Below are 21,809 nucleotides of genomic sequence, written 5' to 3'. Positions count from 1 at the left end.
TGCGAAAGGTTCTATTAACCACTAACAATTTCCTATTGATTGCTGGTAGGGGCGCACTCCAAGAGAGTCCTTGAGTGTATTGCTAACTTGGAAACACGTTAGCGTCAGGTGTTTTGCTAACAATGCCTGACCATTGGACTTTTTTGAGCTTATCGCGGCGGTAGGAGAAGAAATGCTCTGGTTCCTGATAGGTGCAGTAAGGTGCGATCGCAACTTGTTCAGAACTAACACCCAGTTGTTCTAGTTGTAGTGCATTCACTCGCCGCACATCTAGACGCACTCGTCCGGGTTGTGGGTCGTCAAGGATAGGTGGGTTGGGTAGTTGCTGCAAGACATCGAGAATTGCTTCTGGTGTCTCTGCTTTATCTTTTGAGACAATGCTTGCACCCACTTCAGCAGCAACTGTTTCTGATACCTGATAAACCTCACCCGCGATCGCAGGCCCCATAGCAATGCGTATATCTTGGAGGCGGCTACCAGAGTTGAGCAAGCGTGCGATCGCATTTGGCACAATTCGAGACGCTGTTCCCCGCCAACCTGCGTGTATAGCGGCGACTTGCCCTGTCTTTTCGTCCGCAATCAACACAGGCGTACAATCCGCACTACAAACCCAGACGGCTTGCTGAGGTTGCTCAGTCAAGATACCATCAGCAGGTGGTTTTTCTGGCTCCTCTTTCCTCTCCTGACTCGCACGCGCTGCACTTTCAATCTCTGAGGATGTTAGAACTGTATTGCCATGTACCTGTCTCACTCGATACACTTGAGCCTGAGGCTGGAGTGCGTCCACAATTTCTGCGGGAGAGCGCGGGGAAAATGCTGAAGTGAAAAAGCCATGTTCCCAACCTTTAAGAAGACTACAGGTCAGATAGGGCAATTCTTCCCAAGTCTGCCAGCACCAAGTATGCATAAAAGAACCTCGAACAGTTGTTTCAATCACGCTCCCTGCCCTTATAAGAAAGCTGCATTTAAGCCTAGGAATTTATCAATTCCTGGTGAATCTATGCTAGCTTAGGCAACGAATTACTTCGAGCGCGTAGTAATGGTATTTAATCAGCAACAGTTTGAGGTAGCTCTATCAGAGGTCGGCAAGCATCTATCTCAACAGGGCATAGGGATTGGGGATTGGGAAAATAGGAGCAGAGATTTAGAACCCGGATATCTTCTGAAAAAAAATCCTTCCCAGCCGCCAGCCCCTAGCCCCCAGCCCCCGATAGTCATTCCTCCGCGACCTGTTGAAGAGATACCTCTACACTTATTTGACACCCTGCCTTCTACAAACCAAACTCTCTGGGAATTGCTCAACCAAGGAGCAACAGCAGGAACCATTGTTATTGCCGCTCAGCAAACGGCTGGGCGGGGGCAGTGGGGGCGGCAATGGCAATCTAACGTTGGGGGACTTTACTTATCGCTGGCTTTAGCGACCAATCTTCCTGCCTCGAACAGCGCTCAGCTAACTTTATCTGGTGCTTGGGGAATTGCCACAACTTTAAGGCATTATGGTATTCCTGTTTTCCTTAAGTGGCCTAATGATTTACTTCTGAAGGGGCGCAAGCTGGGAGGTATTTTGACTGAAACCCGTGTCAGGCAGGGTTGGATTGCTCAAGCTGTTGTTGGTGTCGGGATTAATTGGAGCAATTGTGTGCCTGAATCAGGCATCAATTTGCAGACTTTTTGTGAAGAAGAGTTAAATGTAGGCGTGACATCTTTGGAAATGCTTGCGGCAATTGTTATACAAGGACTGAATTTTGGATACCAAAGCTTGTCTGAGCAAGGCATGGAAAATCTGCTACCGTCTTACCTGGAGTTACTCGATAGCCAAGGACGCCACATCACAGTGGACGGAAATCTTGGAACTATCGTAGGTGTCACACCCACAGGGGATTTACGAGTCAGCTTAAATTCAACAGAAGCTGCCGTTGGGGAAGTTACAACATCCGCTTCCTTAACAGAAACTTGCCTAAAGCCCGGTACAATCAGTCTTGGCTATTGTCAATAATTCGTTGGGCATAACGGTCAAAGTCGATTCGGTCTGTGACTAAACAAAATACGTCCCTGACCGAAATTCACGAAATCTTCCGGATGACTTTTTTAGAGTGAGGAGTAGGAGTCGGAAATGACAAAAGGAACTTCGTCGGGTTGCACCCCTTTAAGCATCTTTTATCGGTGTCCCCGATTGATACAGGCACTGAGTTTGATGAGCGCTCTTGGGCTATTGAGCAGTGGTCTGGTTGTCGCTCAAACGGAAACCGCCTCAGACCCTGTAGCTGCGCCACCAGCAGCGGTTGAAGCCCCACCCGTTGTTCACGTTAACGAAGCGGCTCCTCCAGTGCGATCGCGTCCTAGAGAAATGGCTGTACCTGTACAAGCCCCTGTACCAGCTTTCAAACCGAAGCCAGCAGCTCCCGAAACAGTTATTGTGCCAGTTGTCCCCGTGCGTAAGCCCGCTCCGGCTCCTGCACCTGTAGTAAGAAAACCAGTTCCAGAGGCAAGACCACAAATCTCAAGACCAGCACCTGCTGCCACAACACCAAAAAAACCTGTGCTAGCGGCTCCCAACTTATCTTTACCCGACAGGTCAACCATAGCGAAACCCCCCAGTGTCATCTTTAACCCTGCCCAGACAGAGCAAACCGCTAACAGCCCAGTTGATCCCAGCAATAGCTACATTGATCGCACAGACTACAGTATTGGTGCGACCCAGAGGTATAATGCACCGAATTCCGTTGTCTTAACCGAACGCTCAACAGGCTGTAGCGCTGTTGCTCAAAATGGGCAGCTTTCCAGTGGAGCCTGTGGCGGGATCACACCTCGTCAACAAAAGCCCGGTCAACAAATAGCAGGTCAACAAACACCAGATCTACAAAAACCCGGTCAACAAACAGCGCGTCAAGCCCTCACCAGTCTGGTTACCCTTCAGGAACCTCAGCTAAACGGAGTAAGAAGGCTCCCAGCCCCTCCTATCAGGGGAATCCAACCTGTCAGAGTCGGACCGTTGAGAGTCAGTGCTAGTGGTGTTCGTCCGACTCGGCAGAAAGCGTATTCCTCCTATTCTGGCGGAAGTTCTAGCGGAGGCGGGACAACGCCAACAGGTTTGGCTTACTACAACCTCACCAATCGACCTGTAGGGCGTCCGACCATCGGAAAATCGAGCTTTATGTTCCCTCTAACAATTCCTGTCTCAATCACCTCGTTATTTGGCTGGCGGCTTCATCCCATTTCCGGTGACTACCGTTTTCATGCGGGGACAGATTTGGGCGCACCTCAAGGCACACCTGTAATTGCGGCGGCATCTGGAGAGGTGGCAACTGCCGACTTTTTGGGCGGCTATGGACTCACCGTAATTTTGCGGCATGAAAAGGGCACACAGGAAAGCCGCTATGCTCACCTTTCAGAAATCTTTGTTCAAACTGGCGAACTTGTAGAACAGGGAACTGTGATTGGGCGCGTTGGCAGCACGGGTAATTCTACTGGCCCTCACCTGCACTTTGAATGGCGACACTTAACCACTGATGGTTGGGTAGCCGTTGATGCTGGCGCTCATCTGGAGTATGCTTTGGCTCAATTCATCAATGCTCTACAACTCGCCCAAGGAACCCCACAACGAGGGTTTTAGAAACGGGAAAAGGGAAAAGGTCTTTTTCATCAAATTTTTGGGCAGACGGGACACCTACCCCACAAGAAAAAATGACTATGAGTGGGATGAGCCGAAAAGCCCGTCCTAGCTATTGCTCTTCAAGAGGTCTAATCAACTAGGTAAGGCACTCAGCGTTCCACCTGACGCTGGGTGTTTCAGTTTCCAAGACCCAAATAATTATCGAGTGTGACAGTTGAAAGGGCGGAATGTGGGTTACAAAATAATCTTTTTTAGATGGCTTTCAAGATGATGGAATCTTACAAACCTCAACCCTTACCTCCACTAGATCCGAACCTAGATGCTACTAACAACCACTACTGGAGTTATCACAATCTTGAGGCACTTTTAAGTTGCAAGAACCCTTTAACCGCCTCAAAGGACGAAGATTTATTCATTGCCGTCCATCAAATCTGTGAACTTGCCTTCAATCAGATGATCGCAGATATGGAGCGCGTGTTAGAAGGTTTAGCTGTTGCTCTAAAAGATGAAGTAGATGCAGTAGTTGGTGATACAAGTGAGGCGTGTTACTTCTTCAAACGCATTCTCCGCCTCTACGAAGTGGTGGTGACAACTATGCCAATTCTTACCACGATGCGAGCCTTTGCCGAGTTTCGTACCACTATTGGCCCAACAAGTGGTTTCCAATCCTTCCAGTTTCGCCATCTAGAGATTATGAGTGGTGTGCCGAAGTATTGGGAAGGTGGCACCAACGATGCGGAGGGCAAACCTCATATTGCCGAAACAGAGTTTGAGCGCCGCTATGGAGATGATATTGCTAAGTGGTTCGAGCAATACCGCAATCACAATCTTGCCTACTACTACGAAACTCTAGTCAAGCGTACGGCGGGTGACTCTAGAGAACAACAAGTTGCCAATCTACTCAATCATCCTCATGTCAGTGCAATTCTAAGGTGTATGCGTACCTATGATGAGTACAAGTGTCGCTTTCATCAAGCGCATCTCGGTTTGGCGGTACAGCAGTTAAAGATTGTTGGCGTTGATATTGGTACGGGTGGCACATCGTTCCGAGATTACCTGGCGAAGTACAACAAAGAGCAAGCGCCACTGTTTCCGGGCTTAACTCAAATTTCGTTGAGTGAATACTGAAAAGCGTTCAGCAATCAGCAATCAGCACTCAGCCTTCAGGTATTTCTCGTTGCCGATGATAAAGGCGAAGCAAAGCGTCTATCTTCGATAAAAAGCGATCGCAGCACTGCTATGTCTTCATCAACCTCCAACAGTGAACCTGGCTGCTGTCCCAGACTATTCAAACTATCTAGCAATGTAGGTCATATTCATAATAATGAAATCGCTACAGTGATCTAGATCATGTCACTAAACAGCACTAAGTCAATTTAATAAGATTTCTACCTCACGACTAAAGTTGATACTTCTCACGATCTGTCTGTGGGGCAATTAACTGTAGGGAGATTAATGCCATACTAGAATTGTGAGGAAAAAACGGAACAGATGTTACTTATCAAGACAAGGGGAAAAATTATGAAATTCAAATTGTTAGCCGCCCTAACTTTATTAACTCCCCTATTTTTCACTAACCCAGTTAAAGCTGAAAATCCAATTCATGTAAAGCAACTACTGTCAACTGGAACATGTTTCCAGTGTGATCTATCAGGAGCTAACCTCAGGGGCGCACATTTGATTGGTGCTGACTTGAGAGAAGCGAATCTGGAAAATGCTGACCTTACAGAAGCAAATCTTGAAGGTGCAGACCTCAAGGGTGCCAACTTAGAAGCCGCTAATTTAACATCAGCTTTTGCAACTAACGTCAATTTTCAGGAAGCCAATCTTGACGAGGTAAACTTTACTCTCGCTAAGATTTATGATTCTAATGTTTATGGTGCATCAATGAGTGACCTCAACATCAGTGATGCCGAAATCTATGAAACAGGAATCGGCATTGGTGGAGACGATGCACAACTCCAACCTTGGGACTAGGTTGTGTTGAAGTGTTACTTATGCTGGGATAGCGGAGATGACGGAGCAATGCCTAGCCACAAGCGAGTAATACTCAACTGAAATTGGGTTTGAAATGTAAAGACAATGAATTGTGCCTTCATGAATTAAGAGAAGGCACAATTCAGATTTTTTAGGCGTGCGATCGCATTAAGTATAAGTAATAGACTTGTTGCTCTAAGTCACGGGAAAAGGCAAAGGTGAAGAAAGATGCCTTTATCCAATGACCATGAATTCCCTATCGTATCGTTGAGCGAAAGCTGGTAAAGTTTTCGCATGAGGGAAATACGAGCAGTTTTATGTGGATATTACGGGAAGGGCAACGCTGGTGATGAAGCCTTGCTTGCTTCCCTGTTACAAATGTTGCCGCAGGGTGTGACACCTTTGGTGCTTTCTGGGAACCCGACAGAAACCAGGAAGCGCTATAAAGTTCAGACTTGTGATCGCAATTCTGCCTTTCGAGTGCTGAAGGCAATGCGTAACTCCGACTTTTTTATTTGGGGCGGCGGTAGTCTCATCCAAGATGTTACCAGTGCAGCTAGCCCACTCTACTATGCCGGATTAATGGGGCTGGCTCGACAGTTGGGCTTAAAAACGATTGCCTGGGCGCAGGGAATTGGCCCCCTGAAGCGTGAACTGACTCGTCGGGTAGCGCGGCAGTCATTTGCCAGTTGTACTGCCGTAAGCGTGCGAGATCGCGGTTCAGCCGAACTGTTAGCGGATTGGAAAATTCCCTTTATTATTGCCCCTGATCCAGTCTGGGCACTAGATTCCTCACAGGTACAAGGGTTGTGGGACTTACCCGCACCAAGAGTCGCCGTTACCTTGCGATCGCATCCTGCACTAACCTCAGAACGCCTTGCCAACCTGACCGAAGCTCTAATTAACTTTCAAAAAGCCACACAAACCTGTATCTTGCTTGTTCCCTTCCAAGCCTCTCAAGACTTAAGCATTGCTGAATCCATTCAGTCCCAGCTTCCCGGTTCAAACCAGATTTTCCAGATAGAAGACCCTAGACAATTGAAAGGTTTATTCCGGGGTGTAGAAATGGCAATTGGGATGCGCTACCACAGTTTAATCATGGCGGCGGCAGCAGAATGCCGCTGTTTTGCTCTTAGTTATGACCCTAAGGTTAGCCAACTGATGAGTGACTTGGACTTACCAGGATGGGAACTAGCACAGTTGCCAGATGACCCAAATATTATCAGTCAAACTTGGCTAGAACACTATGCCAATGGCGACCCACTAAGTAGTGACCAAATTCAGTCCTTAGTTGATCGGGCACTAATGCATCGAGATTTGTTGACACAAGCGCTATCAATCTCTAACTAAGTTTCCGCAAAGACACTCTAATGTCTGTCTTGCAAGTTAAAATTTGTGGTCTGGCGGTTTTTGTGCATTACTTTTGTATGGAGAGAGGGGTGATATTAAATCCAGTAAGCTCACTTCGTAGATGAATTGTTGCTTTTTGTCAGTAGCAACGGACAACAGACAAATACACGAAGTAACGAACTGGGCTTGATATGAGGTAATTTCGTATCTTGGCACCCAAACTAAGTCAGGGCAAAGCATTTGACTCGAATCTCTTCTACACGGACACTCTCTTTTGGCGTTACAGTTAACCCAAAGCTTCTGAGTAGACCCTTGTTTTTTTGGTGAGATGCCCCTACTTGCCTACGTCGTGGATTGTGAACCTCTGAAATGTTGAGCTATGAGTGAAGCTGACACCCCAAATAACCAGCCCCTTCCTGAACCCCCCACTGCGGGGGATGAGAGTACAGTGGAGTTGCCAGATGTGCCAGGAACTCCAGAAAACCCACAGATTGTCAACCTTCCAGAGTTGCCGAGTTTCGAGGAGGCTGTTCAGTCGCCGAGATTAGGACGAGCGATTACGCCACTTAGTCTCCCGCCTGCCTCAATACCCTCAATGGGAGATGATGAGGCAACTGAACCGCTAGAATCCTTGCAGCGAGAACACTCTAAAGATGCTGACTGGTTTGCTCTGGCACAAAAAATGCGTCAACGCAACCGTCGCTTGCTTGACCAAGTGACTCAGTTAAGGCAATCACTTCGGGAAAAGCAGGAAGAGTTACATACGGAGTTAGTGCGATCGCGCGATCGCGAAACGCTCTTAGCACAACAGACAGAGGAATTCAATACCCTCCAAGAACAACTGACGCGAATGTTCAATGCGCTGGAATCATCGCATCAAGCGTCTCAGCGCCAGCAAATTTTAATTGAAACCCTATCAGAACAGTTACAAAGCTCACAAGAACGAGTCGCTCAACTAGAGCGTGAATGCGCCCTTACCCAACAACGCTACAACGAGCAGTCCCACCAGCTATTACAAGCCGCAAATACCTGTCGAGAACTCAGAACTCGCTTACATCGACAGCAGCGCCAATCCTTACAGTTCAAGGCTGCTCTAGAAAAGTCTTTAGAAATGCCCTCTGGGAATTCTAGCTCACAACAACAGCCTCATCCCAGAATCAACGCAACCCAGTCAGCCGTCCACAAAGCAGTGCCAATCCAACCCTGGTCAGCCGAACCGGAGTTAATCGAAGATACAGCTAATTTAGACCCAATCTGGAATCGCCCAATCCGACTTGAGCCTCTCAAGCCCTATTCCTCAGAAACGGAACCCACCATAACCAAGCGCATTGAAGAACTTGAGCAGTTCTCAGCGGCAGAAACCTCTAATCCCGTAGAGGCAATAGTCGCTTCTCTCCAAGAAAGTGAAGCCAAAGAACTGGAATTAGAACAGCAGCTACTTGCCGAGATGTCCTCTTTAGCCGAAGCGTCTGGTTTAGCGGAGGAACTCCAATCCGATTTAGCCCTCCCCCAAACGCCATTAATTTCGGCATCAGGAACGAACTCAGGCGAATCCTCTTCACCAGTACGTCATTTGAGGAGTGTCGAAGCAACAGCCTCACCAGGGGATAGGGAGACACAAATGCCGAATGAGGAATTCTGGGGAGATGATCTAAGGCAAGAGCCAGCCCCATCGGAAGTACGTCTCCCTCAATCCAACTGGCCCTCACCTGTCCTTTATCCGCTACGTCCTCCAAAAAAGCGCCAGTCCTTGGCATCAATTGACTTACCCAGTTTTCCTCGTTATCGCCCAATTTAAATGGAATTGGGCTTAGGCGATCGCGTACAAAAGGGAGTCGGAGTTGTCTGAGTAATCATTCCAATGATGGCTACGGGATTGTCTACAGAAAAGGCTTCCCGCCAAGCATCTGACCAAAGTTGCCGCTGGGCGAAGTATTGGGCGCGACGTGCCGCGCTTTCCTCCACTGTCGCTCCTTTGGCTTTGAGTTCCCGTTCTAAGCTTTGCAATTGGGTACTGACTTGTTCACGTTCTCGTGCATCCATGACCTTAAACGCCATAGACCTGATCGCATTGTTTTGCAAGTCAAAGAGTACCCAGTTGTAAGTTTCACCAGGCTGGAGTGATTCTCCGGCATACTGGATTCTCCCAACGCCTTGGGGGATAGTCTCACGCCACAACACATCATTGCTACCTTGCTGGCGCACCTCAATTTTTCCGATCGGTCCCCGCCAGACAAACATAGGGCGATCGCTCCAGACTTCTGTATTCGTTTTTAAGTCCAACGGTGCGATCGTGCAAGGTCCGCGTGTTCCAGTAGTTGTAGGATCTGTCGGAGGAGGGTTGTCCTTACTCAAGGAAGTCTGAATAATATCTTTTGAAGACTCAGGTAGATTGATTTGCACCTTTGCTACCTGAAATGCTCTAGTTGGCACATTAGAAATCATCGCACTCAAGAGCAAAGTCGATAACACCCAAGTGAATTTACGCATGAGATTTCCCTTCTAATAAACCTAGAAAAACAAAAGTCCAAAACGCTGATATAGGTAAAAGCCAAGGCATTAGCACCGCAGCCGTAATGTAAAGCTGCAAGCTAGCCATTCCGTAAACTGCTGTAGTACCACTCAGTAGAAGCAACCATTTGCCCCTTCCGGACGGTAAAACTAACAGCCAAAGGTTCCCTTGTCTGTTTTTCCTCTCCCCCTTGACCCTTTCTAGTGCTAGGGCTGTTGCTTTCCCCAATAACACCGCTACCCCAACCAGCCAGAGGTCAGGAATTGGAACAACTAGTCGCTGATTGAGTAAATGGTGAACCATATAGGCTTGAGCTTCACCACCTGGAAATATTTGACGTGGATCAGGGGGATTTTCCTGAGAACGCCAATAACCAACAGCCAGTGGTAGAGGAAAATTGTCCTGACCTTCTGCTGCTACCCCAGCTTCGTCATAGCCACCAGCGGCAATAATGACTACGGGTTGCTGCTGACTATCTAGTTTGAGGGAGTTCACAGGGCTTTCCAACAATTTCCAAGCTGGCACTCGCCTATAAACCTGCTCAGGAGGAATTGAGTAGTCAATAATGGGATGCAACCACATTTGACGCAATAGGTAAGCCGAGTTAGTTAGGGGTTGTAAGCGAGCAGTTGGTGAGAAGATGTGCCGATAGTCCTTACCCGTTATGTTTGTGACATAGGTTGTTAACTGAGAGAACCAGTCAGCAGATGATTGCAGTTGCGGTTGAGGCAGTTTCCCAAATTGTTCACAAGTCAAATTGGATAAGGCAGACTCTCTGGCTAAGGAGGGCACAGAAGAGGGGGAATCCAACTTCCCGATTTTTGGAGGGGAGGGATTGCTGGAACAATCTTGAGATTGACCAAAGTTTAGCCAGTGAGATAATGCCAGCATGTAGGCTAAGGGCATATTCCGAGGATCGGGATTATCTCTCGGCACCAGTGTCATGTATTGTAGGTAGCGACCAAGACCGAGAATATTTCCTTGTAAGCTCCAGCTTGGCTGAGCGAGTTCTGGCAGTACCTCAAACCAGCCACCTGTATTATGATGGCGCTGAATAGCAAAAACAAACCAGGTTGCCTGTTGTTGCACTGAGGCGCGTATGGCATTAGCAAGTTTTTGGTCATTTTCTTTCTGATAGCGGTCTAGCAGATAATCAATACCAACAACTTTGGCGTTGATTGCTGCTAGCTTAGTCACCAAATCCGCTAGATAGCTGCGATCCATTGGGTTTGGCTGAGAAATTCCTCCTTTTCGGATAGATTCATTGTCAATTTCTACTAAGAGGACAGGAGGCGGCTGAGTTGTTTCGACTTGATTGGTTAGTTGGCGATAGCCTGATTGGACTAATACCCGTCGATCTAATAAGAAGCCTTGCACGGAGAGTTGCCAACTGACGAGTCCTAGGGCAGTTAGTGCGATCGCTTCTTTCCTTGTTGGCAACCAGCGCTTAAGCTGTTGCTTGATTCCATACGGTTCAATCCGAAATAGGGGTGCATCCGGATGACGAAACAAGGAAGGAATGAGGTGAGTACTAGGGTAGGTAAAATGCTTTTCTAATTTGAGGTACTGACAGGCATATTGCAGTGCTTCATGGACATCTTTGTACTCTCCAAGACGCTGGAGAAATCGCATCAGAAATTCTTGCGCCACCTGATTATGGATGGGTTCTCGCATCACCGCCACCTGACTTAAGCCCAGATTAATCAGTGCATTAGCGAGGCTGAGTCCATTACAGGAGTTGAAAATGGCAAATTGTAATCCCTGTTCCTTAGCAACCGTGAGAGGTTGGGCAATTTCCCTTAAGTTAAGGGAGATACCGGGAGCAATTCCCAATTCTCCCCCAGTCAAGTCGGTTTCATTACTGTGACCTGCAAAAAATAGCACATCCCAACCGCGTGCATCTGCGATCGCGTCTGCGATTTTGGTTTTGAGTTGGGGAATATCCTCTCCAGGTTGCCAACCAACAAACTCAATATCCGCGATTGAATTAAGCGATCGCACCGCTTTTCTATCTGCTTGAAAATTCAACCCCGTATCATCGCCCAGAATCGCCAAAATCCGTGCCCGCCGACGGCGGCGTTGAGGAGTCACTGTCGCGCCCACAATGTTCAACGGTTTGCGGAAAAAGCGAATCTTACCCGTAGCCGCAAACTCCGTACCAATTTCCCAGGCTTCCCACGGTAACCGTTCCAAATCTAATGGGTTACAAGTGAGGAAAACATCAACAGTGGGGATTGGGAATTGAGAATTGGGGATTGGAGAATTGCCACTCTCTATTCCTCCACCTCTAGCCGCTTGAGCGAGACAAGAACGAATTTCATAGAGTTCTGCACGACGCAACCAGTGATGAAATTCATACAGTAGCTTGGTTTCTGCTTGCACCAGTTTGGCGTGCCAATCCACAGGTGGCGGTAAGATGCTACCTTTTGCAGCAACTCGTCCTCGTAGTGCGGTTTTATAAAAACTTAGATAAACAGAACTCCACTCCTGATACAGGGTATTCAACGCTTCAGGATAAGGAAGTGTTACACCGAGTTGCTGTCCTCGTCCCCAAGACAATTCAAATAGGCATACCTGCTCAATTCGCTGAACTTTGAGGTGGAAAACAGAAGCACTCTGGGTCATTTCTTTCAGGTATCCTTAAATATCCTTTATCCTTATTACTTCGGAGCCGGGTTGTTTGTCAGTAGTCAGTTGCAAGGGACAACGAAAATAAGTAACAACAGATAATGAAATGAGCAAATTAAGCGAGGATGTCAGCGAAAGCCGTAGAGTTATAGTGGCTCTGGCTGAGGTAGCTGATACATCAAGACATAGCGACTTCTCTGTTGAGCTAGGAAAGCAGATTGCTGACTCTGTTTATCTATATCTCTCATAGGTACAGGACTTATGCAATAATTTTTGCGAGAGTTCAGCGAGTATCAAAGGCTCATCATTAAGTATCAAAGCCTCGTTAGCGAGTATCAAAGATTCGTTAGCGAACATCAAAAAAATCGTTAACGGATATCAAAGGCTCATCGTTAAGTATTAAAGACTCGATCATGAATATCAAAAAATCGCTAATGGATATCAAAAGCTCGTTAGTGAATATCAAAGACTCGTTAGGCTCCAATTTTGCATCTCTCGGAGGGTGATGCGATCGCCATTGCCAAAGAGAATAAAGGAATCATCTGGTGTCCCCACGACAAACGCCGCATGAGTCGCTAAATGCACAACCGTGTAGTCATCCATTTTGGGAACGGTGACTTCGGGGGTGAAGGCTTGGTCGATGAATTGAGTTGTAGTCGGAATAGTCTTAGCTAAATTCTCCACCTCGGCTCCAGCAAAGGGCAAGCCAGAAAAGTCAAAGGCTTCTCCACCAACCTTGAAGTTGTAGCGTCCGGTGGCAAAAGCACCCGCTAAGACTTGCATTTGCCGTTGCGGTTGGGTGTTTAGGTCAGTTGGTGCGCTCACCTTCTTGAGGCAGAGTTGCCCCTTGTATGATGGGAATTGATATTCCCTCGATACATACTGCTGGCAATGCCTTCTCCATTTCCAGGAATGAATCCCTATCTAGAAAACCCTCAATTGTGGTCAGAGGTGCATCACCGCCTGATAACAGCACTAGCTTCCGACATCGTATAGTTCTTCGTTTCGATACAATAATTAACTACTAAAAAGAGCAACTCACATTGAGAGATAAAAAGCCAGCATGACAAAACTTATCGTAATTACAGGTATCAGCCGAGGTCTTGGACAAGCTTTGACCGAGCGATTTATTCAATCAGGACATACTGTTCTAGGTTGCGCTCGCTCAGAAGCAACGGTGGAGAAATTCAACCAACAGTTTGGCTCACCGCACAATTTCACTGCGCTAGATGTTGCTGATGAAGAACAGGTAAAAGCTTGGGCAAAGCGACTCCTTTCTGAATATGCTCCGCCAGATTTGCTGATTAATAATGCGGGAATGATTAACGAATTAGCACCACTCTGGCAGATACCCAGCGAAGATTTTTCCCGCCTTATTGATGTCAACATCAAGGGAGTGGCGAGTGTGATTCGTCATTTTGTCCCAGCGATGATTGAGAAGGGAAGCGGTGTGATTGTTAACCTAAGTTCAGGTTGGGGTCGCTCTACCTCTGCTCAAGTCTCGTCCTATTGTGCTTCTAAGTGGGCAATTGAGGGGATGACGCGATCGCTTGCTCAAGAACTCCCTCCTGGAATGGCAGCAATTCCCCTCAATCCCGGCATCATTCATACTGATATGCTGGAAATCTGCTATGGAGAAGATGCCGCAAGCTACACAGCAATTAAAGATTGGGTAGAAAAAGCCGTTCCCTTCTTACTTCAACTCAGTCCAGCCGACAACGGGATGCCATTGACGGTTCCTGCATAGGGCTTAAATCAGTCTCCGAGTTTTCTCAGCAATTGGGAGAGAGGACGCTCAGCTTATAAGAACACTGTTTTTGCCCTCATCAGGATGTACCTATACCTACTAACTGTGTTGCTCATTAACGTGTAGAGATTGGTAAGCGATCGCGTTTTTGACAAGGAGTAGAAGTGTGATCGCGTAGCGGTAAGTTCTCGCTGTAAGCACAATTCCAATGTATAGCGATAACTTAGCTAAATTAAAAATATGATTACTATTACTATTGATGAAATTCAGCGTGATATTTCAGGCTTTCTTAACCTTGTGCAAGCAGGCAATACACTTGTGATTGTGCAAGCCGATGAACCGATAGCCGAGATAAAGCCAGCTAAATCTAGCAATGAAGTTAAGCCGCTTCGACCTTTTGCTCTGTGTGCAGGAGAGTTTGTTGTACCAGATGACTTTAATGAACCTCTACCTGAAGAGATTCTCGCCTAGCTCTAATTCCAACTTGCTGCTTCGTCAAGTTTAAGTTGTCGATATACTTTTTCTAAACTCTCAAGAGCAGATGTTAGGTTCTCTAAGCTTTGTATAAGTTCTATAAACTCAGACAGCTGCGAATAAAAACGAGGAATAATATCGCCTGGAAGTTTATTACGGGCATATAAAGCAATTACTACTAATTTGGAATCTGTAATATTGCTAAGATAGGCAGCTATCTCAAGCATCATCGCCACGGCACAATGTTCTGGAGATAACCTAGCCACACCTGTGGCAAAAGCGGGAAAAGCTATTGACTCAAAGCCCAGTTCATTACAAACTACCAAGCACTTCTTGGTCACACTACGAATCAAGTCGATGGTTGTCAAATCCCAGTTCATAAAGTCTACTACCGCAGCGTGGAAGATTCTCTTGGCTGTCAATTGTCCTGCCGTAGTAATCGCAATGTTACCTAACGTAATAGGAGACTGTGCTTGAGCCTCACGCCGCACAGCATCTCCTCCTGCTTTAAAAAGAGCCGCAGACACCCCACTGAACATTGATAGGTTAATATCATCTGAACTCACTATCACATCAACATTCAGCGTAGTAATATCGCAATACTCAACGCGCAATGTTGAATTGCCGATGACACATTCGAGAGGGGGGAATTGTGCTTCAGGCATTTTTATTTTCCTTACGTGCAAGTCAAGCACTTTCAGTTCGTTGCTGTCTATTATGCTATCCATTTGGGCATCAGCCAAAGCCATAGTAGTATTTATCTTTGGGAAGCCGTAATTAAGTACCTTTGTTAGTCAACCTAAGTTTTGATTTCATTGCCGATGTTGATAGCGAGGGTTTGTCTATCCCGACTAAACGCGATTTCATGAGCGCATGGAGCATTTGAGCTTTCAGACGAGTGCTGAGACTTAGGAGAATTTTTCCAGTCGTATCCCAGAATTGGGGGGCACTTGCTGAGGGATTTATTGAGGGAGAAAAAAAGCGATCGCCTACAAGCTTGACTCCAAGAGTGCGATCGCATTTGACAGGAACTAGAAGTGCGATCGCAACTGTTAGGGCATTGCTTCATAGGTATAGAGCGATCGCGCTACCTTCTCAGTAAGAACTACACACTCAAAATCTGCTCGACGGTTAATTCCAACTTCGGGAAGGTAGGAGATACAATCCGGTCAGAACCTTTGTATCCAGTAGAATGGTACATCCCATTCACATCTAACTGATAGACAAAAACAGTAGGAACTTTGGGATTACCCAGGTAATTCCTGCTACCAATAGCCAGATAGTCTACAATCCAATATTCGGTAATGCCCAGACGCTGATACTCATCTAGCTTATCGATGTAGTAATCCTCCCAGTTGGTTGAAACAACCTCAACGGCAAGCTGGATTGGTTCCCGTAGGGCAGAGTAAGCAAAACGGTTTGAACGCCATACCTCCAGCCTCACCACACTGACATCCGGATGCCGTCCCTGTTCCTTACCGTCTTTTGTCAAGGTTGCAAGCACAATCCTACCGGATACCTTGTAGTTCAAGCTAAGTCGGTCAATTTCTCTGTCCAGTTGTTTGGCGATAAAGTCTGCTATGTCATCGTGCTGTCTGGTAGCTAAAATTCTCACGATTTCCCCATTTACAAGTTCATAGCGCCCATCCTCTGGATATTGCTCAAGAAATTGCTCAAAAGTCAGCTTTTGCCTTGGCTCACTTCTAGTTGGGGTCATGCTGGTTACCTCTAGAGTCTAATTCTATAACTGTATAGCTCCCTATTATGGGACTAATCTGAAATGGGAATTTCAACTGGGTAAGTGAGGTGAGGATTCCCCCCATTACTCACTTATCTTTCATATACACATTTCTGGATGGGAAGGGAATTTCTATTCCTTCTTCTTGATACCGTTTATGTAACCGCTTAATAAACTCATGTCTAATAATATGTTGGTCAAGGAACTCATTAACTCTTAAGCACACTATTAAATTAATCCTATAATCCTCAAAGCTTTGGTAGCGGACAAATGGCTGAAATTCAGGTACACCACCTGGAACAGTTTGCATTACCTCCTTAGCAACAGCAACGGTCACTTGTTCGACTTGCTCTAGATTACTGTCATAACCAACACCAAAAGTAATTTGTAAAGTAATTTCTTTGGTAGGTAAATGGTAATTTTTGAAAATTGCTGAAGCCAACTTTGTATTAGGAACAACGATAATATTATTGGGAACTTCTCTGATTGTAGTGTTGCGCCAATTAATATCAGTTATATACCCTTCTTGATCGCTTTCTAGTTTTACATAGTCACCTGTTCTTACTTGACCTGAAATGATTAAGTATAAACCAGAAAATAAGTTTGCAAGGGTATCCTGAAAAGCCAAAGCAACAGCTAATCCCCCAATCCCTAATGTTGCTAGGATAGGGGTAATTGAGATACCCATCGCTTGCAAGATTATTAAAATCCCCAGAAGTAAAACGAGGATTCTAGTAAGGTTGGAAAATAAGGAAGCAGATAGCCCTTCAACTCTCTGGCTGTATAAGGTTACAAAGCCTGCAGCAAGCCTTGCAACTAGGAGTGTTACTGTGTATAAGAAAGTGGCAGTTAAAGCTTTCTGAAGAATTCCTGAAACTGGTAGAGTAAACGGTGAAGCAAGAATTGCGCCATAAAGCCCTGCCAAGAAAAGCCAAAGGCTTGGCAGTTTCTGTAGAGATTCAACAACCAATTCATTTCCTGGAAACGGCATTCTAGCCGTAAATTTTTTGAATCTCGTGAAAAAAACTTTCTCAAAAATTATCCCAAAAAACCATCCCATCAAAATTGAAGCAACTGGGATAATCCACCGCACAAGTGTGAGAGATTGATTCATTTAGCAGAATTAATGGTAGATTTGCACTGCCGTTTATGTTGCAAAGACAATTTAAAAGAAGATAGTACAGGGCGGTTACCAAGACTGATACCAACCTTGGCTATCTTGGCTTTTTAAGAAAAGGATGACGTTAGAGGATTGAGAATCATCCTGGTAGTTGTTCTTTAAGTTGGGCAAGATTATCTGGCGTAAGGTTGAGTGTGATTTCTAGTTGTTGCTGCTGATCGCGCAAAATGATGATGTGGTTTTCACCGTTCCTGGTACTTTGGTACTGGGGATTTTTGATTTCAATTTTTTGATAGATGATTTCTGGAACCCCAACTCGAATAACAAGTTCTTGTTGTGATTGGGGATAAATATAGAGTTGTTGGCTGTCGGTATCTAGTTCTAGCTTACGGGGTGTAGTACTACCTTCTCGCTCGTTATCAGCTTTACGCCAGTAGAGAGTGATACCGCGAATTTGAGGTGCTTGTAGTTTGAATGCTTCATCAAAGCGTTGAAGTTCCCAGTTGAGTTGGCTGACATCGCCTGTTTGGGGAATGATTCGTTGCCGCCAAGCAATTTTTTTGTCGTTGAGGTTTGTCCACCATTGTTGGATAATGGCGAAGTTCGTGCGGTTTTCAGGGTTGTCACTGTTCTGCTGCCAGACGGTTCTTGGTTGCATGAGAAGTCCCCTAAGTGCGATCGCATTTTAACTACAAGCATTACTGCTCTGCTTTTTTCAGTTTAGTCCCCAGCTAGAGTTAGCTATTATCTCGATATCGAGTACCGACAAACAAAACCGACTGTCACTAACACGACTTAGCCAGTCTAAAATCTGGATAAACGCGATCGCACTTAGGATTCAACAGATGCTCAAGGGAATTTGGCAGTGGCTCAAAGGATTGTTTCGGCGTCTGTTTGGCACCTCTCCCCAAGCTTCCACCAACCGAAGAGAGAGACAAACCGAGGTAGAAGCGCCTCCACCCCTCGCTGACTCCGACTACGAGTATCTATTCAGGCAACTTCTCGAAGGAGTAGCGCATGGCTGGCAGCAGGATCGAGTTCTGCGCTGGTTTGAAACCCTAAAGGGGCGCACCACGGAAACAGAATGGGTGGCATGGCTGCGTCGGTTTGGGGAAAGAGTACTTGCCTCCCCTGCACCCAATAACGAATTAGCTACACGGCTAGTGCAGGTGGGTGAAATGACTCAATCTCTCCCATCTGTAAGAACAATTGGAGAAGTGGCTTACGACATTGGCAGGCAGTTGCTCATCAGACAAACCAGTGGCAGCGTCTGGGAATATGATGGTCCCGATGCCTACCCAATAGCAGCGTCAACTCTACCAACACCCCCGATTCAAGAGACGGCACCCACTAACCTAGAAGCTATGCAAACTGAAACCATTACACTTGATGAGTTAATGGTGAGATTGCAACAGGATGACAATTTACGCCAACTGGTTGCTCAGCAATTAGGGATTGAAACCACTGACCCATTAGTAATAATTGAAGAATTGATGCATCAATTCGACACAGCTGAGCAATCCGCTAATAATGAGGCACAAGAATGGTTTCAGCAAGGCAACCAACAAGTTGAAGCAGGCGATTTTGAAGCCGCTGTTGCTTCTTACAATAAAGCCTTAGAAATTAACCCCGACTTCCATGAAGCATTGTTCAACCGGGACATTGCCCTAGACAACTTAAGGTGAATGATCCTGAACTTAAGAAAAATTAGTTCCATACACTGCACGATACAGGCGCACCTGTAACCCAGATGGCAATCAAGTTTCGACAGTCTCCTCAGCAGTTGCTAGATAATGATGCGATCGCCGCCTGGATTTTCTTAGCACCCGCACTTATCCTCCTCGGCATCTTTCTCCTTTGGCCAATCGCCTACCTGTTTTACCTTAGTTTCACCACAGGCAGTTTCACCGCCGAGGGAGTTAGATGGGCAGGCTTCAGAAACTACATACGTTTGGTAATCAATCCCGATTTTCGGCAAGTTCTTGGCAATACTCTCTACTTCACCATTGCCACCGTCATTCCCAGCCTCGTTATTCCCTTGGGGTTAGCTGTCCTGTTAAATCGGTCATTTGCTCTACGAGGACTTTTGCGAACCGCCTATTTCATTCCCTCCATCACCTCTTTGGTTGCCGTTGGCTTGGGGTTTCGCTGGTTGTTCCAAACTGAAGGCCCAGTCAATGCGCTTCTAGATTCTCTTGGGTTTGAACCAATTCCCTGGCTAGGCAGCAGCACTTGGGCAATGCCCGTCATCATTTTATTGAGCAGTTGGAAACAACTGGGTTTCAATATGGTGGTATTTCTCGCAGGACTGCAAGCGATTCCTCTAAATCGTTACGAAGCCGCTGAGTTAGATGGTGCAAACTCCTGGGTTAAGTTCTGGCACATCACGCTTCCAGGATTACGACCAACACTAATTTTTGCCACAGTCACCACTGCTATTTTCACCCTAAGAAGTTTTGAGCAAGTTTATATCATCACGGGTGGTGGTCCACTCAATTCCACCAATTTATTGGTTTACTACATTTACGAAGAAGCCTTTTCACTGTTTGATTTCGGCTATGCGGCGGCAGCAACAACCGTGTTACTTAGCTTCACTCTCATACTGGTTTATTTCCAACTCAAAACTGGAGACGAGGAGAATTGAACCCACATTGCAGCCCTTACACGGTTGCCCTCTGTATTTTTCAATATGAGATTTAAACGCACATCAGCTTACTAACGTCTGCTAGGTGCAGTAAAAGATGAGCGAGGACTAACTTCTGTAAGTTGGGTACCAGGGTTAAGTTCTAAAGTCATTTCTTCACCACTGCTACGCACAAATGGCTCTGAAAACCTCAAGTTTGATTCAGAAACTGCTCTCGTTAATGAAGCTTGTCTTTCAACTTCTTCCTTAAAATGCTGCTTTTGAGCATACTCAACCATCTTAATTTGAGCCTTATCGTAGGTAGGAGTTTCGTCAGAAATTTGTGATAAATACTTTAATGCACCACTGAAGTCTCTTTTTGCTGCCAGATCATAGGCTTCTTGTAATAAAGAGTCTGCTCTAATCTGCTGCTTTTTAGTATATTCCGATAGTTTGGGTTCAATTTTGGCACCAGTGGCTGTTTCTGGAGGAATTTGTCTAATTAAGGCTAGTGCTCCTGTAAAGTCTTTTTCTGCGGCTAATTGATAGGCTTTCTGTAACAACGTTTCAGATTCTGCCTCAATTTCCGGTTTGACTTGTTCAATAAATTGCTCAACCTTTTTTTGCCAAGCAGCGACATCAGGAGTCTTTCGAGCCTCCTCAAAAATATCCCGCCACCGCCCTTCATTATAGGCATCTTCAACAGCTTGATACTGAGTGGCAGCAGTGTTCCATTCTTGCCGCCACTTTTGAATAGCAATTAAAGATTCTTGATAAGCCGTACTATCTAAAGGAACTGATTGAGCTAAGGCGATCGCTTCTTCTAAATTCCCTGCCTGATACTCTTGTGCTGCCCTCGCTAAAGTATCAAGACCAGGATTAGACGGAGTTGCAGATAGCAGAGTGTACAGTCCAAAGGATATAGCCAGAGCATTAGAAGTTGCCATCCCTGCTCCCACTCCCGATACAATAGGCGGTAATTTGGGTAAGCAAGACTGTGCCAATTCCCGCACATAAAAGCTTAAATTTAATGACTCGCTATCTACTGGCGTAATTAATGGTTTTAATTCTGAAGAAGACTCACCAATCAACGCATTGTCTAATTCATCTTTTCTCACACCTTGCTCCTGATTCTTAATTGCCAGATTTTTTAGTACAACTCGGACATCTGTTGCTGATTGATAGCGTTCTTTGAAGTCATAGCGCACCATATGATTAATCACACAAGCCATCGGGTTACTTACCGATACTTGCTGTTGCCAGCTAACTTCCCCACTCTCAGAATCAATTCCCAATTGCATGGGATTCAGACCCGTTAGTGCCTCAATGGCAATCATGCCGAGTGCATAAATGTCACTACAGGGATAGGGCTGACCGCTAAACTGTTCGGCTGGAATGTAGCCTAAGCCGTGAATAGCTACAGATGCAATTGAGAACTGGATTGGGATAGCCCTTAGCTTGGCTTGAGTAGAAGGAATTTGATAAGCAACACCAAAGTCAATCAGAACCAGTTTGCCGTCTGAGGCGCGTCTAATCAAATTATTGGGTTTGAGATCACAATGAACGACGCCGTGGCTATGAACAAATTCTAAAATACCTAAAACGTCTTGCAATAATTCAACGCACTGAATTTCACTCCAGCGTTTCTTGCAGTTTTTACTAATTGGGAGTTCTGTAACTAATGATTCTCCAATAATCAACTCTTGCACCAAGTAGAACCCTTGGTGTTCTTCAAAGCTGTCTAAAAGTTGGGGAATCTGGTCATGCTTACCCAGCTTCTTGAGTATTTCGGCTTCACTGGTGAATAAACGCTTGCAAACTTGCAATTGTTTAGGATGATCGCCATTCGGCTTAAGGTGCTTGACCACACATTGAGGATTGCCGATAAGCCAAGTGTCTTCAGCAATATAGGTCTGTGCAAATGCTCCGGCATTCAGAACTTGAACAATTTTGTAACGCCCGTTCAGAAACTTTCCCACAACAGGGTGGCTTGCATTAGTCTTCACCAAACTCCTTCCTGCCAGACT

Annotated in this window: 22 protein-coding genes and 1 pseudogene; 13 read left to right on the top strand and 10 right to left on the bottom strand. The window is 45.9% G+C overall.

Features of this window, described 5'->3' with window-relative positions; all coding sequences use genetic code 11:
• Positions 1-82 precede the first annotated feature (82 nt).
• A complete protein-coding gene (gene pgeF, locus AC5JL3_RS03735; RefSeq protein WP_496073197.1) occupies positions 83-907 on the bottom strand; it encodes a peptidoglycan editing factor PgeF in 825 nt (274 codons plus the stop codon).
• Between the two features lie 132 nt (positions 908-1,039).
• Between pgeF and AC5JL3_RS03730 the strand changes: the two genes are divergently transcribed.
• The 3 genes from AC5JL3_RS03730 (at position 1,040) to AC5JL3_RS03720 (ending at position 4,741) form a co-directional block, all read left to right on the top strand.
• Positions 1,040-1,996, top strand: a complete 957-nt coding sequence (locus AC5JL3_RS03730; protein WP_496073196.1) for a biotin--[acetyl-CoA-carboxylase] ligase — start codon at positions 1,040-1,042, stop codon at positions 1,994-1,996.
• A gap of 117 nt (positions 1,997-2,113) precedes the next feature.
• Positions 2,114-3,613: a M23 family metallopeptidase gene (locus AC5JL3_RS03725; RefSeq protein ID WP_496073195.1), complete on the top strand. Its 1,500-nt coding sequence runs from the start codon at positions 2,114-2,116 to the stop codon at positions 3,611-3,613.
• A 267-nt stretch (positions 3,614-3,880) separates the two neighbouring features.
• Entirely contained in the window at positions 3,881-4,741 is an 861-nt protein-coding gene (locus AC5JL3_RS03720) for a tryptophan 2,3-dioxygenase family protein (protein ID WP_496073194.1), read from the top strand.
• Positions 4,742-4,776: 35 nt separating this feature from the next.
• On the opposite strand, the gene AC5JL3_RS03715 is transcribed toward AC5JL3_RS03720, so the two are convergent.
• Positions 4,777-4,905: a hypothetical protein gene (locus tag AC5JL3_RS03715; protein WP_496073193.1), complete on the bottom strand. Its 129-nt coding sequence runs from the start codon at positions 4,903-4,905 to the stop codon at positions 4,777-4,779.
• A 229-nt stretch (positions 4,906-5,134) separates the two neighbouring features.
• Between AC5JL3_RS03715 and AC5JL3_RS03710 the strand changes: the two genes are divergently transcribed.
• The 3 genes from AC5JL3_RS03710 (at position 5,135) to AC5JL3_RS03700 (ending at position 8,738) form a co-directional block, all read left to right on the top strand.
• A complete protein-coding gene (locus AC5JL3_RS03710) occupies positions 5,135-5,590 on the top strand; it encodes a pentapeptide repeat-containing protein (RefSeq protein WP_496073192.1) in 456 nt (151 codons plus the stop codon).
• 294 nt (positions 5,591-5,884) lie between these two features.
• Positions 5,885-6,940, top strand: coding sequence for a polysaccharide pyruvyl transferase CsaB (csaB, locus tag AC5JL3_RS03705; RefSeq protein ID WP_496073191.1), 1,056 nt, complete (start codon positions 5,885-5,887; stop codon positions 6,938-6,940).
• 379 nt (positions 6,941-7,319) lie between these two features.
• On the top strand, positions 7,320-8,738 hold the full coding sequence (locus AC5JL3_RS03700; RefSeq protein ID WP_496073190.1) for a hypothetical protein: 1,419 nt from the start codon (positions 7,320-7,322) through the stop codon (positions 8,736-8,738).
• Here the strand turns inward: AC5JL3_RS03700 and AC5JL3_RS03695 are convergent.
• Both AC5JL3_RS03695 and AC5JL3_RS03690 read right to left on the bottom strand, forming a co-directional pair.
• On the bottom strand, positions 8,735-9,430 hold the full coding sequence (locus tag AC5JL3_RS03695) for a hypothetical protein (RefSeq protein WP_496073189.1): 696 nt from the start codon (positions 9,428-9,430) through the stop codon (positions 8,735-8,737). The two genes, AC5JL3_RS03700 and AC5JL3_RS03695, sit on opposite strands and share 4 nt — an antisense overlap.
• Positions 9,423-12,077: a CHASE2 domain-containing protein gene (locus tag AC5JL3_RS03690; RefSeq protein ID WP_496073188.1), complete on the bottom strand. Its 2,655-nt coding sequence runs from the start codon at positions 12,075-12,077 to the stop codon at positions 9,423-9,425. The genes AC5JL3_RS03695 and AC5JL3_RS03690 overlap by 8 nt, the downstream gene beginning before the upstream one ends.
• Before the next feature lie 109 nt (positions 12,078-12,186).
• Here AC5JL3_RS03690 and AC5JL3_RS03685 point away from each other — a divergent pair, with 109 nt between their 5' ends.
• Entirely contained in the window at positions 12,187-12,330 is a 144-nt protein-coding gene (locus AC5JL3_RS03685) for a hypothetical protein (RefSeq protein WP_496073187.1), read from the top strand.
• A gap of 212 nt (positions 12,331-12,542) precedes the next feature.
• On the opposite strand, the gene AC5JL3_RS03680 is transcribed toward AC5JL3_RS03685, so the two are convergent.
• Complete coding sequence (locus tag AC5JL3_RS03680) at positions 12,543-12,905, bottom strand: CHAT domain-containing protein (protein WP_496073186.1); 363 nt, start codon at positions 12,903-12,905, stop codon at positions 12,543-12,545.
• Between the two features lie 66 nt (positions 12,906-12,971).
• Between AC5JL3_RS03680 and AC5JL3_RS03675 the strand changes: the two are divergent.
• From AC5JL3_RS03675 to AC5JL3_RS03665, 3 genes and pseudogenes are all read left to right on the top strand, one after another.
• Positions 12,972-13,070, top strand: a pseudogene (locus tag AC5JL3_RS03675) (DUF4058 family protein); the annotation flags it as partial.
• A 73-nt stretch (positions 13,071-13,143) separates the two neighbouring features.
• On the top strand, positions 13,144-13,827 hold the full coding sequence (locus AC5JL3_RS03670) for an SDR family oxidoreductase (protein WP_496073185.1): 684 nt from the start codon (positions 13,144-13,146) through the stop codon (positions 13,825-13,827).
• A gap of 240 nt (positions 13,828-14,067) precedes the next feature.
• A complete protein-coding gene (locus tag AC5JL3_RS03665; RefSeq protein ID WP_496073184.1) occupies positions 14,068-14,298 on the top strand; it encodes a type II toxin-antitoxin system Phd/YefM family antitoxin in 231 nt (76 codons plus the stop codon).
• 2 nt (positions 14,299-14,300) lie between these two features.
• On the opposite strand, the gene AC5JL3_RS03660 is transcribed toward AC5JL3_RS03665, so the two are convergent.
• Entirely contained in the window at positions 14,301-15,050 is a 750-nt protein-coding gene (locus AC5JL3_RS03660; protein WP_496073183.1) for a macro domain-containing protein, read from the bottom strand.
• 149 nt (positions 15,051-15,199) lie between these two features.
• Between AC5JL3_RS03660 and AC5JL3_RS03655 the strand changes: the two genes are divergently transcribed.
• Positions 15,200-15,403, top strand: a complete 204-nt coding sequence (locus AC5JL3_RS03655; protein WP_496073182.1) for a hypothetical protein — start codon at positions 15,200-15,202, stop codon at positions 15,401-15,403.
• 3 nt (positions 15,404-15,406) lie between these two features.
• Here the strand turns inward: AC5JL3_RS03655 and AC5JL3_RS03650 are convergent, their stop codons facing one another.
• The 3 genes from AC5JL3_RS03650 to AC5JL3_RS03640 form a co-directional block, all read right to left on the bottom strand.
• The gene (locus AC5JL3_RS03650) at positions 15,407-16,018 is read right to left on the bottom strand and encodes a Uma2 family endonuclease (RefSeq protein WP_496073181.1); all 612 of its coding nucleotides are present in this window, start codon (positions 16,016-16,018) and stop codon (positions 15,407-15,409) included.
• A 109-nt stretch (positions 16,019-16,127) separates the two neighbouring features.
• Complete coding sequence (locus AC5JL3_RS03645) at positions 16,128-17,153, bottom strand: mechanosensitive ion channel family protein (RefSeq protein ID WP_496073180.1); 1,026 nt, start codon at positions 17,151-17,153, stop codon at positions 16,128-16,130.
• A gap of 145 nt (positions 17,154-17,298) precedes the next feature.
• The gene (locus AC5JL3_RS03640) at positions 17,299-17,817 is read right to left on the bottom strand and encodes a hypothetical protein (protein WP_496073179.1); all 519 of its coding nucleotides are present in this window, start codon (positions 17,815-17,817) and stop codon (positions 17,299-17,301) included.
• 187 nt (positions 17,818-18,004) lie between these two features.
• Between AC5JL3_RS03640 and AC5JL3_RS03635 the strand changes: the two genes are divergently transcribed.
• Both AC5JL3_RS03635 and AC5JL3_RS03630 read left to right on the top strand, forming a co-directional pair.
• Positions 18,005-18,844, top strand: coding sequence for a tetratricopeptide repeat protein (locus AC5JL3_RS03635; protein WP_496073178.1), 840 nt, complete (start codon positions 18,005-18,007; stop codon positions 18,842-18,844).
• Positions 18,845-18,909: 65 nt separating this feature from the next.
• Positions 18,910-19,803: a carbohydrate ABC transporter permease gene (locus AC5JL3_RS03630; RefSeq protein ID WP_496073177.1), complete on the top strand. Its 894-nt coding sequence runs from the start codon at positions 18,910-18,912 to the stop codon at positions 19,801-19,803.
• A gap of 71 nt (positions 19,804-19,874) precedes the next feature.
• Here the strand turns inward: AC5JL3_RS03630 and AC5JL3_RS03625 are convergent, their stop codons facing one another.
• Positions 19,875-21,788, bottom strand: coding sequence for a serine/threonine protein kinase (locus tag AC5JL3_RS03625; protein WP_496073176.1), 1,914 nt, complete (start codon positions 21,786-21,788; stop codon positions 19,875-19,877).
• Positions 21,789-21,809 lie beyond the last annotated feature (21 nt).

The sequence above is a fragment of the Symplocastrum torsivum genome, from assembly GCF_059505465.1.
Note: the sequence above shows the minus strand (reverse complement) of the source record. Positions and strands in the feature narration are given on the sequence as shown.

Bases quoted from the DNA above. Each gene is read 5' to 3' on its own strand.
- csaB (WP_496073191.1), top strand. From the start codon at position 5,885: ATGAGGGAAATACGAGCAGTTTTATGTGGATATTACGGGAAGGGCAAC.
- AC5JL3_RS03710 (WP_496073192.1), top strand. From the start codon at position 5,135: ATGAAATTCAAATTGTTAGCCGCCCTAACTTTATTAACTCCCCTATTT.
- AC5JL3_RS03660 (WP_496073183.1), bottom strand. From the start codon at position 15,050: ATGGCTTTGGCTGATGCCCAAATGGATAGCATAATAGACAGCAACGAA.
- AC5JL3_RS03665 (WP_496073184.1), top strand. From the start codon at position 14,068: ATGATTACTATTACTATTGATGAAATTCAGCGTGATATTTCAGGCTTT.
- AC5JL3_RS03635 (WP_496073178.1), top strand. From the start codon at position 18,005: ATGCTCAAGGGAATTTGGCAGTGGCTCAAAGGATTGTTTCGGCGTCTG.
- AC5JL3_RS03645 (WP_496073180.1), bottom strand. From the start codon at position 17,153: ATGAATCAATCTCTCACACTTGTGCGGTGGATTATCCCAGTTGCTTCA.
- AC5JL3_RS03670 (WP_496073185.1), top strand. From the start codon at position 13,144: ATGACAAAACTTATCGTAATTACAGGTATCAGCCGAGGTCTTGGACAA.
- AC5JL3_RS03630 (WP_496073177.1), top strand. From the start codon at position 18,910: ATGGCAATCAAGTTTCGACAGTCTCCTCAGCAGTTGCTAGATAATGAT.
- AC5JL3_RS03730 (WP_496073196.1), top strand. From the start codon at position 1,040: ATGGTATTTAATCAGCAACAGTTTGAGGTAGCTCTATCAGAGGTCGGC.
- AC5JL3_RS03720 (WP_496073194.1), top strand. From the start codon at position 3,881: ATGATGGAATCTTACAAACCTCAACCCTTACCTCCACTAGATCCGAAC.
- AC5JL3_RS03690 (WP_496073188.1), bottom strand. From the start codon at position 12,077: ATGACCCAGAGTGCTTCTGTTTTCCACCTCAAAGTTCAGCGAATTGAG.
- AC5JL3_RS03640 (WP_496073179.1), bottom strand. From the start codon at position 17,817: ATGCAACCAAGAACCGTCTGGCAGCAGAACAGTGACAACCCTGAAAAC.
- AC5JL3_RS03725 (WP_496073195.1), top strand. From the start codon at position 2,114: ATGACAAAAGGAACTTCGTCGGGTTGCACCCCTTTAAGCATCTTTTAT.
- AC5JL3_RS03695 (WP_496073189.1), bottom strand. From the start codon at position 9,430: ATGCGTAAATTCACTTGGGTGTTATCGACTTTGCTCTTGAGTGCGATG.
- AC5JL3_RS03650 (WP_496073181.1), bottom strand. From the start codon at position 16,018: ATGACCCCAACTAGAAGTGAGCCAAGGCAAAAGCTGACTTTTGAGCAA.
- pgeF (WP_496073197.1), bottom strand. From the start codon at position 907: ATGCATACTTGGTGCTGGCAGACTTGGGAAGAATTGCCCTATCTGACC.
- AC5JL3_RS03700 (WP_496073190.1), top strand. From the start codon at position 7,320: ATGAGTGAAGCTGACACCCCAAATAACCAGCCCCTTCCTGAACCCCCC.
- AC5JL3_RS03685 (WP_496073187.1), top strand. From the start codon at position 12,187: ATGAGCAAATTAAGCGAGGATGTCAGCGAAAGCCGTAGAGTTATAGTG.